Source organism: Providencia sp. PROV255 (assembly GCF_028478065.1).
Lineage (GTDB): Bacteria > Pseudomonadota > Gammaproteobacteria > Enterobacterales > Enterobacteriaceae > Providencia > Providencia rettgeri.
The window spans coordinates 37,784-56,864 of sequence record NZ_JAMPMI010000012.1; the positions used below are offsets into that span (position 1 = coordinate 37,784).

At 35.7% G+C, this 19,081-nt stretch carries 21 protein-coding genes; 17 read left to right on the forward strand and 4 right to left on the reverse strand.

What is annotated here, in order from left to right; translation table 11 throughout:
• The first annotated feature begins 306 nt into the window (after positions 1-306).
• The 7 genes from aroK to trpS all read left to right on the forward strand — a co-directional run bounded on the left by aroK (position 307) and on the right by trpS (position 6,561).
• Positions 307-828, forward strand: a complete 522-nt coding sequence (aroK, locus tag PR725_RS14535) for a shikimate kinase AroK (RefSeq protein ID WP_004906592.1) — start codon at positions 307-309, stop codon at positions 826-828.
• Between the two features lie 45 nt (positions 829-873).
• A complete protein-coding gene (gene aroB, locus PR725_RS14540; protein ID WP_004906595.1) occupies positions 874-1,962 on the forward strand; it encodes a 3-dehydroquinate synthase in 1,089 nt (362 codons plus the stop codon).
• Positions 1,963-2,225: 263 nt separating this feature from the next.
• A complete protein-coding gene (locus PR725_RS14545; protein WP_004906598.1) occupies positions 2,226-3,137 on the forward strand; it encodes an SPOR domain-containing protein in 912 nt (303 codons plus the stop codon).
• An 82-nt stretch (positions 3,138-3,219) separates the two neighbouring features.
• The gene (gene dam / locus PR725_RS14550) at positions 3,220-4,122 is read left to right on the forward strand and encodes an adenine-specific DNA-methyltransferase (RefSeq protein WP_004906600.1); all 903 of its coding nucleotides are present in this window, start codon (positions 3,220-3,222) and stop codon (positions 4,120-4,122) included.
• Between the two features lie 15 nt (positions 4,123-4,137).
• Positions 4,138-4,812: a ribulose-phosphate 3-epimerase gene (rpe, locus tag PR725_RS14555; RefSeq protein ID WP_004263207.1), complete on the forward strand. Its 675-nt coding sequence runs from the start codon at positions 4,138-4,140 to the stop codon at positions 4,810-4,812.
• Positions 4,809-5,501 carry a phosphoglycolate phosphatase gene (locus PR725_RS14560; protein WP_109913175.1) on the forward strand — a complete coding sequence of 231 codons (693 nt, stop codon included), beginning with the start codon at positions 4,809-4,811 and terminating at the stop codon, positions 5,499-5,501. The genes rpe and PR725_RS14560 overlap by 4 nt, the downstream gene beginning before the upstream one ends.
• Positions 5,502-5,517: 16 nt before the next feature.
• Positions 5,518-6,561 (forward strand): tryptophan--tRNA ligase, encoded by a 1,044-nt coding sequence (gene trpS, locus PR725_RS14565; protein WP_109913176.1) that lies wholly within the window; start codon positions 5,518-5,520, stop codon positions 6,559-6,561.
• Positions 6,562-7,042: 481 nt separating this feature from the next.
• Here trpS and PR725_RS14570 read toward each other — a convergent pair whose 3' ends face one another.
• Together PR725_RS14570 and PR725_RS14575 are read right to left on the reverse strand one after the other, a co-directional pair.
• Positions 7,043-7,573 (reverse strand): hypothetical protein, encoded by a 531-nt coding sequence (locus tag PR725_RS14570; protein WP_222960134.1) that lies wholly within the window; start codon positions 7,571-7,573, stop codon positions 7,043-7,045.
• Positions 7,488-8,204: a winged helix-turn-helix domain-containing protein gene (locus tag PR725_RS14575; RefSeq protein WP_110731515.1), complete on the reverse strand. Its 717-nt coding sequence runs from the start codon at positions 8,202-8,204 to the stop codon at positions 7,488-7,490. Before PR725_RS14575 ends, PR725_RS14570 begins: the two co-directional genes overlap by 86 nt.
• Positions 8,205-8,764: 560 nt before the next feature.
• Between PR725_RS14575 and PR725_RS14580 the strand changes: the two genes are divergently transcribed.
• From PR725_RS14580 to PR725_RS14625, 10 genes are all read left to right on the forward strand, one after another.
• Complete coding sequence (locus tag PR725_RS14580) at positions 8,765-9,352, forward strand: fimbrial protein (RefSeq protein WP_109913231.1); 588 nt, start codon at positions 8,765-8,767, stop codon at positions 9,350-9,352.
• Positions 9,353-9,405: 53 nt separating this feature from the next.
• Positions 9,406-9,930 (forward strand): fimbrial protein, encoded by a 525-nt coding sequence (locus PR725_RS14585; protein ID WP_109913232.1) that lies wholly within the window; start codon positions 9,406-9,408, stop codon positions 9,928-9,930.
• 56 nt (positions 9,931-9,986) lie between these two features.
• The gene (locus tag PR725_RS14590; protein WP_272569531.1) at positions 9,987-12,479 is read left to right on the forward strand and encodes a fimbria/pilus outer membrane usher protein; all 2,493 of its coding nucleotides are present in this window, start codon (positions 9,987-9,989) and stop codon (positions 12,477-12,479) included.
• Positions 12,480-12,494: 15 nt separating this feature from the next.
• A complete protein-coding gene (locus tag PR725_RS14595; RefSeq protein ID WP_109913233.1) occupies positions 12,495-13,217 on the forward strand; it encodes a fimbria/pilus periplasmic chaperone in 723 nt (240 codons plus the stop codon).
• A 12-nt stretch (positions 13,218-13,229) separates the two neighbouring features.
• Entirely contained in the window at positions 13,230-13,847 is a 618-nt protein-coding gene (locus PR725_RS14600) for a fimbrial protein (protein ID WP_109913234.1), read from the forward strand.
• A 1-nt stretch (position 13,848) separates the two neighbouring features.
• Entirely contained in the window at positions 13,849-14,352 is a 504-nt protein-coding gene (locus PR725_RS14605; protein WP_248445451.1) for a fimbrial protein, read from the forward strand.
• 20 nt (positions 14,353-14,372) lie between these two features.
• On the forward strand, positions 14,373-15,122 hold the full coding sequence (locus PR725_RS14610; RefSeq protein WP_109913236.1) for a fimbria/pilus periplasmic chaperone: 750 nt from the start codon (positions 14,373-14,375) through the stop codon (positions 15,120-15,122).
• A gap of 1 nt (position 15,123) precedes the next feature.
• Complete coding sequence (locus PR725_RS14615) at positions 15,124-15,636, forward strand: fimbrial protein (RefSeq protein ID WP_109913237.1); 513 nt, start codon at positions 15,124-15,126, stop codon at positions 15,634-15,636.
• Positions 15,602-16,450 carry an MrpH family fimbial adhesin gene (locus PR725_RS14620; protein WP_109913238.1) on the forward strand — a complete coding sequence of 283 codons (849 nt, stop codon included), beginning with the start codon at positions 15,602-15,604 and terminating at the stop codon, positions 16,448-16,450. Before PR725_RS14615 ends, PR725_RS14620 begins: the two co-directional genes overlap by 35 nt.
• A gap of 135 nt (positions 16,451-16,585) precedes the next feature.
• Complete coding sequence (locus PR725_RS14625) at positions 16,586-16,948, forward strand: helix-turn-helix domain-containing protein (RefSeq protein WP_109913239.1); 363 nt, start codon at positions 16,586-16,588, stop codon at positions 16,946-16,948.
• A 282-nt stretch (positions 16,949-17,230) separates the two neighbouring features.
• Here the strand turns inward: PR725_RS14625 and PR725_RS14630 are convergent, their stop codons facing one another.
• Positions 17,231-18,439 (reverse strand): lactate oxidase, encoded by a 1,209-nt coding sequence (locus PR725_RS14630; protein WP_164528237.1) that lies wholly within the window; start codon positions 18,437-18,439, stop codon positions 17,231-17,233.
• Between the two features lie 14 nt (positions 18,440-18,453).
• Positions 18,454-19,020 (reverse strand): YceI family protein, encoded by a 567-nt coding sequence (locus PR725_RS14635; RefSeq protein WP_109913240.1) that lies wholly within the window; start codon positions 19,018-19,020, stop codon positions 18,454-18,456.
• Positions 19,021-19,081: the final 61 nt, after the last annotated feature.

Here is a 19,081-nt window from a genome sequence, read left to right on the forward strand (position 1 = left end):
TTAATGTTGCTCTACACTTAACAGAAATAACTTGCTGATACCAATAGCTAAAAACTGTTAAAAACCATGATAAACAAGGTATTAGACAACATAGACGGCTCAAATATAGAAACCTGCAATTTTAAATATGGCACTTTGCTTGCTTAGTGCCATATTTATATAGTTGCAATTCAGGTTGATGTATTGAGATAATTTTCTTATCTGATCTCACATCATCACTTATGAGGTTTCAGTTTAGGTCCCGCCGCTAATCTGATTGGCGGGGCGGGTAATCATTAACGAATAATCGTAGTAATACCAAAAAACATGGCAGAGAAACGCAATATCTTTCTGGTTGGACCAATGGGTGCTGGCAAAAGTACTATTGGCCGTCAGTTGGCTCAACAGCTTAATATGGAGTTTTTCGACTCTGATCACGAGATAGAAAAACGCACTGGCGCAGATGTAGGCTGGGTATTCGACCTTGAAGGTGAAGAAGGCTTTCGCGATCGCGAAGAAAAAATCATCAATGAGCTTACAGAGAAACAAGGCATTGTTTTAGCAACAGGCGGTGGCTCTGTTAAGTCCAAAGAGACCCGTAATCGCTTATCCGCTCGCGGTGTCGTTGTTTATCTTGAGACCACAATTGAGAAACAATTATCTCGTACACAGCGTGACAAAAAACGTCCACTACTACAAGTTGACGAACCTGCACGTGAAGTTCTTGAGAAACTGGCTGACGAACGTAATCCGATGTATGAAGAAATTGCTGATATTACCATTCATACTGATGAACAAAGCGCTAAAGTTGTTGCCAGCCAAATCATTGAACTATTAGAAAAAAACTAATTATTCATGGTGTTATTTTCAAAAATGAACTTAAGGTAAAGCAAGATGGAAAAAGTCACCGTCACTCTAGACGAACGTAGTTATCCAATCAATATTGCACCCGGCTTATATCAACAAACGGATGCATTTTGGCCATTAACTGCAGGTCAACGAGCAATGGTCGTGACAAATGAAACTCTTGCCCCTATTTATCTTGATAAGATAAAGCATGTTCTTGAATCTTCAGGTGTAAAAGTTGATACCATCATTCTACCGGATGGCGAACAATACAAATCATTATTCATTATGAATGATGTATTTACCGCATTACTTGAAAAACACCATAACCGTGACACCACCCTCATCGCTCTTGGTGGGGGCGTCATTGGCGACTTAACCGGTTTCGCAGCAGCAAGTTATCAGCGTGGAGTGCGTTTTATTCAAGTTCCTACGACCTTATTATCTCAAGTGGACTCTTCTGTCGGTGGTAAAACTGCCGTCAATCATCCATTAGGGAAAAATATGATCGGTGCATTTTATCAACCCGCTTCTGTCGTGATTGATCTCAACTGTTTAAAAACACTTCCCCCAAGAGAACTCGCCTCTGGTTTAGCTGAGGTCATTAAATATGGCATTATCCTCGATAGTGAGTTTTTTAGCTGGCTAGAAGATAATATCGATGCTCTCGTCGCTCTTGATGACCAAGCGATGGCTTACTGTATTCGCCGTTGTTGTGAATTAAAAGCACAAGTCGTTGCGGCAGACGAAAAAGAAACTAGTGGGTTACGTGCACTATTGAACTTAGGCCATACTTTTGGCCATGCTATCGAGGCGCATATGGGCTATGGCGTCTGGTTACATGGTGAAGCTGTCGCGGCTGGCATGGTTATGGCAGCAAAAACAGCTGAGCTACTTGGCCAATTTACTCCTGAACAAACACAGCGGGTGGTCACTCTTTTAGAACGTGCATCACTTCCCGTCACAGGCCCGTCACAAATGAAGCCCGATGATTATCTCCCACATATGATGCGAGATAAAAAAGTGATGGGTGGAAAACTACATTTAATTTTGCCTACCACTATCGGCCATTCGGAAATGCGTTCAGATGTTGATACGCAGACTGTCATTGCGGCAATATCATCCTGTATGTCATAAAACGAAGAAAAACCCGAATTTTTACTGACGTTTTAAAATGTTACTGGTAGATGTTCGCTAAAGTCGTTAAATTATACGGTATGCCTACGCCTATATACGAAACTCTGAAAAAGCGTATTATAAATACCACTTTGGCTAGCGTGGTATTACGAAAGGATATATGCTTTAAAATAAGCAGCGATGCCCTGCTTGGTCGTTAAGAGGTTGTACTGATAAGAGACATTTTATCTCTACTATAGGCAAATTTTATTCGGGAGAGGAAAATGGACGAATTTAAACCAGATAACCAGCCTCAAGGTCAAAATGATCTTAGGCCAGATACATCAGATAGACCGACAGGGCGCTCACGCCAATCATCATCTACTGCAAAACCTAAAATTGCACTCTCACGCCAACATATTATGATTGGTGTAGGTGTTCTGGTTCTATTGCTGCTCATTATTGCTATCAGCTCAGCGTTAAAGGCCCCTACAGAGCATGAAAAGCAACAAACAACGGGTGCAAATAATTCACAGAATATCGACTTATCGGGCTCCTCATCGTTGACAAATTCACAAGGTCAAACGTTATCAGGGCAACCGCAAGAAATTACCGGTTCACAAATCACACCGACACCAACCCAAGGAGAGCCTCAAACTCAACCAAATGGTCTGGGTGAGCGTATCGAAATACCTGGTGATGTCGTTGATGCCTTAAATCAAGGCCAAGTTTCTGTACCAAATACTAACCAACCACAAAATACGACACAGTTAACACCACCAACCGTTAAACCTGTCGAACAGCAACCCGTGGTAAAACCAGTCACACCAGAAAAAACACCTGCAAAACCCGTTGAGCAAAAACATCCTGTGCAGACTAAACAGCCAGCGAAACCTGCATCAACAGCAAGTAGCCAAGGTAGTAATATCATGTCTGCACCAGCTGGTAGCTATACATTACAACTCAGCAGCGCAAGCCGCTCTGATACATTGGAAGCTTTTGCAAAAGAAAACAAACTGGCCAATTACAAAGTCTATAAAACTATACGTAATGGGCAAACCTGGTATGTTCTTATTCACGGAAATTATAGTTCAGTGACCGACGCAAAAAATGCAATAGGAACCTTACCTGCTGCAGTGCAAGCGAAAAAACCGTGGGTTAGAAATATGAAACAAGTCAAACAGGATCAAAAATAACAACGTTTTTCCCCGGGCGCATTATGTTGTCCTGACAGAGTATAGATTTAGTACTCTAAACGATTGTAATAATAAAGACGGCATGAAAAAAAAACGCGCTTTTTTAAAATGGGCTGGGGGCAAATACCCCCTTGTGGAAGAAATCAAAAAACACCTTCCACAAGGTGATTGCTTAATTGAGCCTTTTGTTGGTGCTGGGTCAGTGTTTTTAAACACCAGTTATGATTCCTACATACTGGCAGATATCAACAGTGACCTCATCAACCTCTATAATACAGTTAAAGACCGTGCTGATTCTTTTATCGAAGAAGCCCAGCAAATCTTCACACCTGAATATAATACTTCCGAACAATATTATTTAATGCGTGAAGCCTTTAACCAATCGACCGATACTGAGAAACGCAGTGTCCTTTTTTTATACTTAAACCGCCACTGCTATAATGGGTTATGCCGTTATAATTCTCGTGGTGAATTTAATGTTCCTTTCGGCCGCTATAAAAAGCCCTATTTTCCTAAAGAAGAATTACTGTGGTTTGCTGAAAAATCACAAAATGCGATGTTTATGACTCAGCATTATGGTGAAACTTTGCTCAACGCAAAAGAGGGATCTGTTGTCTACTGTGACCCACCCTATGCACCTTTATCAGATACCGCTAATTTCACCGCGTATCATACGAATTCATTTAATTCGCTTGAACAACAAAACTTAGCGATTTTGGCACAAAAGTTATCAACAGAAAGCAAAATCCCTGTCTTGATCTCAAATCATGATACCCCGATGACGAGAGAGTGGTATCATCAAGCCCAATTACATATTGTAAAAGTACGTCGCACTATCAGTAGAAATATATTGAACCGGACAAAAGTCAATGAGTTACTGGCATTATATCCGGGTATACCAAATAGCCTTTCTCCTAGAAAAATAGATAAGAAAAAAACACAGCGCCTTGTACCTAGCGATGAATGGCTCTCAGATAACGATTAATAATCGGAGACAATAATGAAAAACTTTCTCATTGCCCCATCTATTTTATCTGCTGACTTTGCCCGTTTAGGCGAAGATACTGCCAATGTTCTTGCAGCTGGTGCCGATATCGTGCATTTTGATGTTATGGACAACCATTATGTACCAAACTTAACGTTTGGGGCGCCTATATGTAAAGCACTGCGAGACTACGGAATAACCGCACCTATTGATGTCCATTTAATGGTGAAACCCGTTGACCGCATTATCCCTGACTTTGCTAAAGCGGGTGCAACCCATATTAGCTTCCACCCTGAAGCCAGTGAACACGTTGACCGCTCACTGCAGTTAATTCGCGAGCATGGCTGTACCGCAGGGCTAGTATTTAACCCAGCAACCCCACTTAGCTACCTTGATTATGTGATGGATAAAGTCGATATGATCCTGCTCATGTCTGTCAACCCCGGCTTTGGTGGACAATCCTTTATCCCACAAACACTCAATAAATTGCGCCAAGTCCGTAAATTAATTGATGAGAGTGGTTATGATATTCGTTTGGAAGTCGATGGCGGTGTCAAGGTGAATAATATCGCAGAGATTGCAGCAGCAGGTGCCGACACCTTCGTTGCAGGTTCTGCTATTTTCGACCAACCCGACTATAAAACTGTTATCGACGCGATGCGTAACGAATTACAAAAGGTATCTCAATGACTCAAGTCGTATTAGAGAATATCAAAGCGATAGCTTTCGATTTAGACGGCACTCTCGTAGACAGCGCCAGCGGCTTAGCTGACGCTATCGACAACATGCTCAACGAATTAAATTTCCCTCCCGCAGGTAAAGAACGCGTTTCTATTTGGGTCGGCAATGGGGTTGATATATTAGTTGAGCGAGCGCTTTCTTGGGCAGGAGCCGAAATCACGCCCGAGCTACAAAAAAGAGCGCGAGCCAGTTTTGATAAATTCTATGCAACATCTGTCACAACAGGCAGCCAACTGTTCCCTGAAGTAAAAGACACTTTAGAGCAATTAGCGAAACATGGCCTGCCTATGGGAATTGTAACGAATAAAGCAACCCCATTTATTGCGCCATTATTGAAGAAGTTAGGCATTGAACACTACTTTTCTCTGGTATTGGGTAGCGATGATGTCAAAGCTTTAAAACCGCATCCAGCTCCTCTCTACTTAACGATGGGAACATTCGGTTTACGTAAAGAAGAATTGCTTTTTGTCGGCGATTCTCGTAATGATATTATTGCAGCGAAAAGCGCTGAATGCCCGTGTGTCGGTCTGACCTACGGTTATAACTATGGTGAATCTATTGCACTGAGTGAACCGAACTGTGTATTAACACATTTTTCTGATTTATTACCTGCAATTGGGTTATCTGAAATAAAATAAGCAAGGACATAACTAAATGAGTACTCCCACTGAAAATTTAAAGCAACCCCAAAAACCAATCGTATTCAGCGGCGCACAGCCTTCCGGTGAATTAACCATCGGTAACTATATGGGTGCATTACGTCAGTGGGTACAAATGCAAGATGACTACGATTGCATTTACTGTATCGTTGACCAGCACGCTATCACCGTTCGCCAAGACCCTATCGAGCTGCGTAAAAGAACCCTTGATACACTCGCGCTTTATTTAGCTTGTGGCATTGACCCGAAAAAAAGCACTATTTTTGTTCAGTCCCATGTACCACAACACGCTCAACTGAGCTGGGCGCTTAACTGCTACACCTATTTCGGTGAATTGAGCCGTATGACTCAGTTTAAAGATAAATCTGCCCGTCATGCAGAAAATATCAATGCAGGCCTATTTGATTACCCGGTACTAATGGCAGCCGATATTTTGATTTATCAAACAAATCAAGTACCCGTTGGCATTGACCAGAAACAACATCTTGAATTGAGCCGTGATATTGCTCAACGCTTCAATGCTATTTACGGTGATATTTTCACTGTACCCGATCCATTCATTCCGACTGGTGGTGGTGCCCGTGTTATGGCGCTACAAGATCCAACCAAGAAAATGTCTAAGTCTGATGATAACCGTAACAACGTTATCGCATTATTAGAAGACCCGAAATCTGTCGTGAAAAAAATCAAACGCGCAATGACTGACTCCGAAGAGCCACCGCGTATTCGTTATGATTTAGAAAACAAACCGGGTGTTTCTAACTTATTAGATATCATGTCGGGCGTGACTGGTAAGAAAATCGCAGAACTCGAAGCAGAATTTGAAGGCCAAATGTACGGTCATCTAAAAGGTGCTGTAGCAGAAGCTGTTTCTGGCATGTTAACTACTCTTCAAACTCGCTACCATGAATTCCGTAATGATGAAGCGCTGCTCAACCAAATTATGGATGAAGGTGCAACTAAAGCGGCTGCTCGCGCGCAAGAAACGTTAGATAAAGTTTATGAAGCAATTGGCTTCGTTAAACGCCCAATTTTATAGTTTATTTTTACATAAGTAGGGGAAATGTACGTATTCCCCTACTTTTTATTATAAGGATAGATTAATACCAAAGAGAAATTGATATAATCTATACACTCATTCATTATCATTTCACTATGCCTTGTCCAATAAAACCATTCAATTTTTTAATCAGCTGATAGTTAGGTGTAATTATTATTTAATAATTAAATTCATTTTCTAGAAAGAAGATCTTATTATTCTCTCCTTTCTAATTGATAATAGCATCAGAAAATGATAGTTAACTAAGCATCTTATCAAGACACACTTATCGATAACATAACGAATAATCAAAAAAATCGGTGAGTTTTTAGTGAAAAAAGAGTCGTGGCCAACCTGATTTGACCACAAAAATAATCTAAATTAGATGAGTTAAAATACTATAGGCAATAAGCTAACAACTTTAACTATCAAAGCTAATTAGCTAATTTAAATAAAATATTTTTATTTTCAATATGTTGAATTACTCACTCTGACACACAAAAACAACTCGTTTGACATCAGAGATACTCCAAAGGTTATCTTTTAACAGTGTGAACTTATAGAAAAGAAGATCGTGATTCCCCGCTAAGTATGCCGATATATCAGGCGGCACATTGTCCGTAGCATTTAATTCTACTTTCCCCTTTTTAAAAATGATGGCGTCATCTTTTGTTTTCCCTTGGATAGTCAAAGTTAATACCCTGTCCATGGTATAGCTTTTATTATTATTGTGTACTGTTCCATATTCATTAACGATATATTTATTGTCGTTAACCAAGTGATAAATAACAGAAACCCTACCATAGATCAGCTCTTCTTCTGCTTCATTATTGGTAAAATTAATGACACCATGACAGTTATTCGGTATTGAATATTTTGAGTGAAAAAAATAGAAGCTAGCTACCGCGATAGCCAATATTATGCTACTAACGAACATGTAGATAAATATTGTTTTCGCATTCATAAATATTTTCATCTTTATCTTTTTTGCACCAAGAAAGAATGCTTTCATAAACACCGTTTTTTCCTATAGTCTCACTATCATCATATAAAATGATACCATTTTTATTTTTGCACCTTTCCGCTATATTTTGAGTGTTTTTTTCCATTTCTTTCAAAAAACGCTCTTCATTTGATATTTTTTTTCTTAAAAAAATATCACATCTATCGATGGTTAGCGATTTCACAACAACAGCATTGTACGATTTTGATATATAAAAATAAATTGATATAAACAGTAAAACGATCATTATTAAAATAAAAAAGTATCTCTTTTTTATTTTGATTTTCGTTTTTGCTTTTTTTTCAGAGTTTTTGAACGGCAAGTTTTCGATAGTAGCAGAAGCAACGAATTTAAACCCTTGCTTTGGGATCGTCTCTATTATTTTTTCTAAGCCAAGCTCACTCAAATTCTTTCGTAGCAAAAATATATTTTGACTCAAGTTATGGTTGGAAGATACTCGACCTAATTTCCCCCAGACCTTTTCTAATAAATAGTCTCGACTAATAACTATATTTTGCTTTTTTATGAAAACAGATAATAACTGGCTACAGGGCAATGTTAAGCTTATTATTGTATTATCACGACTTAATGTCTGTGCACTCTCATCATAAATAACTTTATCATTGATAATATATTTCATCACATTAACTTTACTATTAGGTTAACCTTTCATTATATTGCCATATTTGAATACAAAAGATCAACAAACAAATTTCAATTTTTAATGATAACTGAGTGTATCTTTATTTTTCATAAAAAAATTTTTTTATGGATAAAAAGTCACTGACAAGACAATTTTCACCACTATATTTTATTTATTTACATTAAAAATAGATTTCTATAGTACAAAAACAATTAATTTAACAAACTTTTATATCAACAGTTTAGAGTATAAATATTTTTAAATTTATATTTTAGGTAAATATTCCGTTAATCTATAAAAACCTGGTTTTTTATTTTGTTTTTTCTTTACTTTGTAGTGAGCGTTTATTTTGTTGAATTTTTACATTAATATTTGAAACTCAAATAACGGACTTATGCTTATTTATTTTTTAATACATATTTAGCCTCTATTCATTTTAGTAATTGAGTACTACTGAATAAGCTGTAAGTAATAAGCTGAAGTAATAAGCTGTAAGTATTGTTGTTATTAATCCTATTGTTGTTATTCGTTTTTAATTATAGAAGAGTGTAGAAAATATGAAATTTAACAAAATCACAACTGCTTTAATTTTTACTGCTGGTCTTGCTACTTTTGGTGTTCAGGCAGCAAGTGAGCCAAGTCAAGGTTCAGGTAAAATTACATTTACAGGTTCTATTATTGAAGCTGCATGTTCTATCAATCCAGATTCAACAAACCAAGAAATCGATCTTGGTCAAATTGCAAAATCACAATTGAAAGACAATGGCCAGTCAACTCCTCGTAACTTCGATATCTTATTAGAAAACTGTTCTTTTGAAGAAGAAAGCCCAGTTGGTCCTGGTGAAGATACTCGTGCTTTAGTCGGTAATACAGTAAAAATCACTTTTGGTGGTTCACCAGCTGCAGGCAGTGCAGGTCCAATCAATACATTATTAGGAATTACCGGAACAGCTAAAGGTGCGGGTGTTGCAATCACTGATGGCTCAGGTACCGTAATTGAACTAAACAAAGAAAGTAATGGCCGTGAATTAATCAATGGCGATAATACTCTGAATTTCTCTGCATACTTACAAGGTATCGATGATGCTAGCCTTGCAACAGGTGAATTCACAGCAGTAACTAATTTCACATTATCTTATATGTAATAATTTATTGGCCGGTCAATATCGTCCGGCCACTATTAATTAGGTATAGCCAGGTGATAAAAAGATTAACATTAGTATTATTTGCCATTTTTTCCACTAATGTTATGGCAAATAAACAAGGGCATGGGAGTGTCACACTCAATGGCCAGATAATTGAATCTGCCTGTTCAATACTAACTGATGATATTTATCAGGATATTGATTTTGGAGCTATATCTATTAATTATTTATCAGGTAAAAGTTTATCTCCAATTAAAGATTTTTCTATTCATCTTGTTAATTGTGACTTGAATAAAGAATCAGGAGAAAAATGGATTGATGCAAATATAACATTTTCTGGATTACTGGATATGAATGTTGAAAATACATTTTTAACTACAGGCAGTGCTGAAGGTGTCGGTATAAAAATATATGATAATGAATTTAATGTTGCAAAAGATAAAGAAGCAATGCCAGCTATTGAGTTACAAGATAAAAATACAACTCTATATTATAAGATACAATTAGTAAGAAATAATAAACCACTTAAAGCTGGTAATTATAAAAGTTTTATTCGTTATATGGTTTCTTATCACTAAAAGCTGATAGTCATTTACTAATGAATATCGTTGATTATTCAGTTGAGAGGTGTTATGTGCTAAATTTAAAAAAAATCATTTTCAAAGTATTATTATTAAATTTTTCTCTTATGCTTTTATCCACCATTAACACTGCAAAAGCTGTAGAATTTAATACTGATATCCTTGATGATGATATAAAAAAAAATATAGACATATCTCATTTTTCTCAAGCTGGATATATAATGCCCGGCAGTTACCTTCTTCGACTATACATTAATGAATATGATGTTATGGAATCAGAATTTTCTTTTAAAGAAAGAAATGAGAATGATATCGTTGAAGCATGCATTAAGCCAGAATTTCTTCCTTTTATGGGTTTAAAAGAAAGTGTTATTGGTGATATAAAAACCTGGGATAATGGTAAGTGTATTGATTTTAATTCAATTGATGGCGCATTCGTTAAAGGTGATTTATCCGATGCATCATTAAAAGTATCTATTCCTCAGGCTTGGCTTGAGTACAGTGATGAGAATTGGTTACCTCAATCCTTATGGGATAATGGTATTCCAGGAATCATGCTTGATTATAATATAAACGGTAATTTCATAAAACCAGACGACGGTAATAGTAGCAAAAATATCAGTTCTAACGGAACACTTGGAGTAAGCTATGGCGCATGGCGATTCAGAGGAGATTACCAAGCTAGTTATCGTAATTCCTCTAGAAATACTGAAAGCAAGTTCGATTGGAGCCGTATTTATGCATTTAGAGCATTACCGTGGATAACCTCTCAATTAGTCCTAGGTGAAACATATGTAAACTCTGACATATTTGACACTTGGCGTTTTATCGGTGGCTCATTAATTAGTGATGAAAGGATGATACCACCTAAATTGAGAGGATACGCGCCAGAAATTACAGGCGTCGCAAAAACAAATGCAACCGTTATTGTCAGTCAAAAAGGGCGAATTCTTAGTGAAACGACTGTAGCCGCTGGGCCATTTAAAATCTCAGATCTCAATAGTTTTGTTAAAGGCCGTTTAGATGTAAGAGTTGAAGAAGCAGATGGCAGCGTTCAAACTTATACTGCTGACACAGCGACAGTTCCATATTTAACAAGACCTGGGCAAATAAGATATAAATTATTCACCGGTAAACCAAGTGATAATCAACGTCATATTGAAGGACCTTTATTTACATCAGGTGAATTATCTTGGGGTGTTTCTAATGCTTGGTCTGTTTATGGTGGCCTAATACTTTCTAAACCATATCAATCAGTTAGCGTAGGATTAGGAAGAGACTTGTTTTGGCTTGGTGCATTATCAGTCGATCTAACTCAATCTTGGGCTGAGGTCAATAACATAAATGCTAACAATAAAAACCACACAAATAAATTAAATGGTAAATCTTGGCGACTAAGTTATTCCAAACGATTTGATGAATTAGATAGTGATATTACATTTGCAGGATACCGTTTTTCTGAAAAAGATTATATGTCAATGGGGCAATTCATTGATTCATTAAAAGGAAACTATCTATTATCTAAAGGAAAAGAATTATACACTATTACAGCAAGCAAGAATTTTTCAGAACAGCGGTTGAGCACAAATATCAGTTGGAGTCATCAAACCTATTGGGATAAAGATGACATCGATTACTACAGTTTTACCTTAAATAAGTATATAGATATTGGCGATATACGAGATATATCATTAAACTTAAATCTATCAAGAAGTAAATATAATTATAAATGGGACAATGCTTTATTCATTGGAATGAGCATTCCTCTTCAAAAAGCAACCGTAAGCTATAATGCTAATTACAGTGGAAATACTTACTCTCAAACTGCTGGTTATTATAGCAAGCTAGATAATGGAGATAGTTATAGAATTAATGTTGGCGTTCGCAATGATAATGGTGTTAATCCACAAATAAGTGGGTTTTACGCTCATAGGGGTGATTCGTCTGATTTAAGCTTAAATGCTTCAATTCTCCAAGGTGATTATAAATCGATGGGCTTTTCCTCTAGAGGAGGAATGACAGCAACAAGCCAAGGTATGGCATTACACCCAGGAGGAAATGCGGGAGGAACTCGAGTATTAGTTGATACCGATAAAACCAGCGGTGTACCTATAGGTAATGGAATACATTCGAATAGATATGGCTATGGAGTTATTACGGATATTAGTAGTTATTATAAAGTATCAATTAAATTAGATGTAAATAAATTTGCTGATGATATAGAACCAAAAGGAACACCTGTTAGAGAGAGTGCATTTACTGAAGGTGCTATCGGTTATCATCACTTTGATATTTTAAAAGGGGCGAAAATAATGGCCTCAATAAAATTAAATGATGGCTCTGAACCACCTTTTGGAGCCCTAGTTAAAAATGCCAAAGGAGATGAACTTGGTATTGTTGGAGATAACGGAAATACATGGATAGTTGGTGCTAATAGTGAAGAGATAGCCTTTATAACATTTGGTAAAGATCAGCGTTGCCAAATACGTTTTCCTAAAGAACTCACTACAGGCGACTCTTTACTATTACCTTGTACGATTAATTGAGGTTAACTATTTATTATGAATAAATCTATTATCAATATTGGTACTATTTTGATTTCTTTTTTTACTGTCGCTCATAATGGGTATGCTGCGATAGCGCTTGATAGAACTAGAGCTATTTATCCAGGAAATGAGAAGTCCATTGTCCTTAACATTAAGAATGAAAATAAAAAGTTACCCTATTTAGCACAATCATGGCTTGAAAATGAAGCGGGTGAAAAAATAATTAGCCCATTTCTTACAACTCCACCATTACAGCGGGTCGAGCCAGGAGATAAAAGTGTTATTAAAATAACTAAAACAGCAAATATCAGCCAGTTACCACAAGATAGAGAATCTGTTTTTTATTTCAATGTTAGGGAAGTGCCACCTAAAAGCGACAAACCAAATGTAATGCAATTAGCATTGCAAACAAAGATAAAACTATTTTATAGACCCGAGTCTATCATTCCAGAAAAAAATACTAGATGGGATAACAAAATTATTCTTAATAAAGAAAATGATGGATATATGGTCGAAAACCCAACTCCATATTATATTAACTTGATAGGTATTACAGGTGCAGAGAATCAACCATTAGAGAAAAATTTTGAAGCTGTAATGATTGAACCTAAATCAAATAAAAAAGTAAAGAGTCGGACCTTTCAAAAACCATTTATTAGAACTATCAATGATTTTGGTGGAAAGCCAATTTTAGGCTTTCATTGCCAAGGAAATCGATGTGTTGCTGATGATATTTAAGTAGGAATAATTATGCTACTGATAAAAAATATATACTTAAAGGCTAATTACATTTTATTATTAGTAGCTATCCTATTTTTAACATTTGAAACCTACTCTGATGTTATTGATCGGAATTGGGATGTAGACGGGCTAAACGGGGAACTATATGTACATGGTGAACTACTTGAGTCACCATGTACTTTAGATGAAGAATCGTTAGAACAAGAATTTTCTCTAGGAGAAAGCAATACATCCCAATTTCGTCACGTTGGAGATATGTCATTACCTACATTGATTAACTTAAGATTTAAAGGATGTGGCATAAATAATGGCATTGCTGTTGATGAATTCCACTCTGGTAACTTAATATACACGCCAGATGAAGCAATCATTAAATTACATTTTAATGGTATTCCTGATAGATCAGACTCTAACTTTTTTAAAATTAATGGTGAAGCAAAAGGGATAGCTATTCGTCTTGAAGATAATAGAGGTAACATCATTATACCGAATAAACATCATCATCCTATGATTATATCCAAAGGAAAATCAGGAGTATCATTCACAGCTCAAATTGTAAAAACAAATAATGAGCTAAAAGTCGGTGAATTTAATTCAGTTATAAATATATCTTTGGAATACAAATAAAATGAAAAATGTTTTTTATTTAGTGATTGTATTTTTTATTCCTCAGCTAACTTTTTCGAAAGATACTGATATTCATTTTTATGGAACACTCATATCTGAACCTTGTACATTATCATTGGACTCCGAAGAGCAATTAATTGATTTTGGCCCTATAATAAAATCAACATTTAATAATAATACAGTCGCAGCTAAAAGAAATGTCAATATTACATTAAATGGTTGTGATATATCGATAAGTAAATTTGTTAAATTTACATTTCATGGCGATAAATTTTCTGATAATGAAGAGTTATTTGCAGTTACTGGAGAAGCTAAAGGCATTGCAATTAAACTTATCTCTGAAGATGGTGATAATATTTCACCAGATGTACCAATGAGTGACATTGAACTTTCTTCAGGAACAAATCAATTAAATATTGAAGCTATGTTAGTTGGATATGACCTATCTAAAATTTCAACAGGTAGCTTTTCTTCAGTTGTAACTTTCTCTATGAGTTATGATTAAAATATTGGAGTGATAGTTATATGAAAATTAAATTACATATGATTTTTTTATTGTTATCATTAGGTATGAGTATTGCATTTCAATCTAATGCTGCTCTATCTCTAGATCGCACTCGACTTATTTTTAATGGAAATGAAGAGTCTGTTGAAGTTACAGTTACAAATAATGATAAAAAATCACCTTATCTCATTCACTCTTGGGTTGAAAATGCTAATGGAGAAAAAATAAATGAACCATTAGTAGCTTTACCACCAATACAACGGATTGAGGCTGGAAATAAAACTTTAATCAGATTAAGAGGTTTAGCTAATATACAAAACTTACCTCAAGACAGGGAAAGCCTTTTTTTTCTAAATATCAGAGAAATCCCACCAAAAAGTAATAATAAAAATGCATTACAATTTGCATTACAGACTAGAATTAAAATATTTTATAGACCCGAAAATATTGTTATAAGAAAAAGCACATTAGCAACACCAGGAACCCAAAACATTACCATTTCAAAAGAAAAAAATAAATTTAAAATTTTCAATCCAACTGATTATAACATTAATATGGTTGCTATTAAAAATGGAAATAAAATGCTACATGGGTTTAACCCAGCAGTAATACCACCTAAAGATAACTATGAACTGGATATTCCAAATAATATCGTTCTTCAAACTCCAGTTATTTCAATCGTAAATGATTATGGGACTAGTATTAACATTTCATTTTTATGTAAAAACAATGAATGTAATGTAGAAAAAATAAACCATAAGAGTAATTAAAATGTTAGCAATCAAAAAATTTAATTTAATTATTCTTCCATTATGCTTATTCATTAGTAATACAATAATGGCTAAAGATACTGAAACAATAAAATTTTCTATTGTGGGTAGTGTGGTATCTAAACCACAATGCCAAATTAGTGATAGCAAAACAATTGAAATAAACTTTGGTGATAATATAGGAATTAATAATATTTCATCAGGAAAATATGAAAGAGAAATACCTTACGATATAACATGTGATGGAGAATCGGATGAGCTGCAATTAACACTTAAAATTAGTGGTAATGCCGTGAGTTTTGATCCTGATAACGCAACAGTACGAACTAATGAACAAGAGAATTTAGGAATAAAAATATTTCATGATGGTAAGCCATTTGAATTAGACAAAAGTATTCCGATTAATGCCAATAATATACCTAAGCTTCATGCGGTTCTCATTAAAAATGATGAAGGGGAGCTGATAGAAGGGGAGTTTAATGCTAATGCAACAATTGAAGCTGAATACCAATAAAATTATTAACACAATTTTATATATACTGTTACTAACCATTTTACCATATAGTTCAATGAGTCACGCTGGTTTCGAAGGGGAAATATTTAAGCTTATTAGACACGCAGATGGTTCCGCTACCATTGAAATGGGCGCTGACTTTGAGTTCTACGCATCACTGGCACAACCAGAAGGTTCTGGTTTTAAAGGCTGCTATTCAGGTGATACCGTATCATTAATGGCAGGGAATAAATCTGGTGGTTGGAGTATTATCGATGTTCCTGGAACAGCAGACGGTAACTGTTTCACCCCACTAAGACCAAAGTTTCCAGTAAAAATTGCTGCGGGCAATACAGCTTTACTATTTATAAAAGAAGGAATATGTATAGGGCGTGGGAAGTTAGGGCAAGTCGAATGGCAGTTTATCGACTTTTGTGTTGGTGACGATTCTATTATTGAAATCATTGGCGATGCTGTTTGTAAAATCACACCAATTGAGATTGTTCATGACTACGGACTAGTGAACACGAGTGAAATTAATGGGAAGTCAATAACAACTGATGCGACTATAACCTGCACTCATGAAAAAATTACCACTGGCGATGTCTCTGTCAGCCTGGAGTTTCAAAATTTAGTTGATGACAAATTATACCTTAGAGATGATAAAAGTATTTACTCTACGTTAGATCTTGATGATAAAGGTCCATCCGAAAACATTAAAGTACCGGTTAATCAATCCATCAACGTAAAGGTTAGAAGCACCTTATCTGCAAATGATAATGTCATTGGCGGTGATTTTTCTGGCAGTACACTGTTAGTAATGACTTATAATTAACCCAATATTATAAACTGTTATTAATAATATTATTGTATTTTGAATATATGATATTACGCGATTTAATGAAAATGCTTGATGTTTAATCCAAAATAGCCTTCAATTTTCATTTGTCATATAAGGAATTAATTAACGATGTTTACACTTAAAAAACCCTTAATAATTAAAGATGATCGTTTAGCTCTCACCATGCTAATTGGCCGTGAAATCGCTTATTTGAGAAAAGCAAAAGGCTTATCAGGAGCTGAATTAGGTAAATCTGTCGGCCTTAGTCAACAACAGATTTCTCGCTATGAAAGAGGGATAGCAAGGTTAGACTTAGGTTTAATGATATATTTACTATCAAAATTAGATATATCTTTCAATGACTTTATTACTCGATTAGTTAAAGAAGTCAAAGTAAATTACCCAGCATTATATCGAAAATACCATTTTTTATTTTCATCCGATAGAAATATAGAAAGTACAGACATTTTTTATTTTAAACCCATAAATTAGCATAGATAATTTTTAATTTATAACCATATGAGCCATGAACTTTATTATTTCAACACTTCTATAAAACATAAGTTAATTAATTAAAAAATTCATATGAATGTAATATTATTAATATATTTTTGATTTTCTTTAGTTATGAAAAACCATGCTAATATCGAAAACATGAAACAACAGATAATTTGCATTGGAAATTAAAATAACGATTTAAAAAAAACATTATACTACGCATAAAAAAACGGGAAAATTTTCCCGTTTTTAATTAACCAATGAGTTTAACTTTAATTATTGAAAATCTTTGTCGGTATACAGCTTAGTCGCCTTAACACCTTCAATATTTTTCGCACCACCTAACATCATATTGATAGAAAGTTCTTTATTCAGCTGTTGGATCACTGAGTTCACCCCTTCTGCTCCACCTAAATTCAACCCGTAGAGAATAGGACGACCAACAGCCACAACATCCGCACCGCTCGCTAAAGCTTTAAATACATGGGAGCCACGGCGTACACCACTGTCGAATACAATTGGAACACGCTTATCTACGACTTTAGCAATTGACGGCAGTACATCAAAAGACGCAGGACCACTGTCTAACTGGCGACCACCGTGATTAGAGACCCAAATCGCATCGGCACCGGCTTTGATCACAACATTGGCATCTTCAGGTGATTGAATACCTTTAACTATTACCGGTAATCCTGATAACTTTTTCACGTATTGAATATCGGCTGGTGTAAAGGCTTGTTTCGCTTGTGCATAAATTTCACTGATCCCTGCACCTTTACCTGTTTTCGAACCATCACTATTTTGCTTAGCAAATAGCTCTAAGTTGGCAAAGCCCAGTGGGAACTGGAAGTTATTACGAATATCATCTTCACGATACCCACCAACAGGGGAGTCAACAGTTAAAATAATCGCTTTAGCACCACTTTCTTTAGCTCGCTTTAACGTAAATTCGTTAAAAGCATTATTTTTGCTCATATAAAGCTGGAAAAAGAACGGGTTTTCCCCTGAAACTTCAGCCACTTCTTCAATCGTTTTATTCCCATAAGTACTTAACGAGAAAATAGAACCTGCTTTAGCCATACCTTTTGCTGTCGCTATTTCCCCATCTTTATGCGCTAATCCTTGAGCTGCCATCGGCGCTTGAATAATAGGGGTTTTTAGTTTAATTCCTAAAAAATCAGTTGAAAGGTCAATATCTGAAATTTCAATTCCCTGCATCACTCTTGGCATAATATATTTATTATCAAAGTGTTGCGTATTCTTCTTCAGGTTTAATTCATCTTCAGCACCACCGCGAATATAACCAAAAGCACCTTTATCCATACTTTTGGCAACCTGGCTTTCTAATTCATCCAAGTTCACAATTTTAATTGGGCCTTCTTTATCGCTCGCTTTGTATTCTGCCGCCTGAGCAGTACCGAATGTCAATGCAACAGCCAATAAAGTTGATGTAACAACAGTATTTTTTCTTTTAAAATTCAACATAGTTAGTATATCCCTTACTGTTTAATTGCTTCAGCTTGAATCTTGATGGTCACATCTTTTGTCATACCTTCTTTAACTAGGTAATCTACCCCCCATTGTGTACGGTCAATGGTTGTTTCAAAATCACCACCACACACATCAGCTTTAAAGATTGGGCTGAAATAACAACTAAATTTGGTCGCTTTCAGCTGAACTGGGTGTGATTGGCCTTTCATAGTCAGAACACCATCAATAGATACAGGTTTGTTGTCTGCAAAGTTCCATTTAGTCGATTTAAACTCAATAGTTGGATATTTTGCGACATCTAGCATATCTGCACTTTTAATATGATTATCAAAGGCTGATAACCCAGTATTTAATGTCTCCACTGGAATTTTCACACTGACGCTACCCGTTTGTTTTTCCGGAGAATAGCTCATATTCCCAGTGATATTGTGAAAACCGCCGCTATTGGTAGAAGTATTGAAATGGTCAATATAAAACACCGCTTTGGTATGCGTTGAGTCTAATTTATAGTCTGCTGCCTGTGCTGTACCAAACGCAAACAAAGAAACCAGCAAAGGTAATGCAAGCTTTTTCATCGTATTTCCTTAAAATTCAATTGCAAATAGGCAGCTTTATAGTCATAACGCTACCTGATTT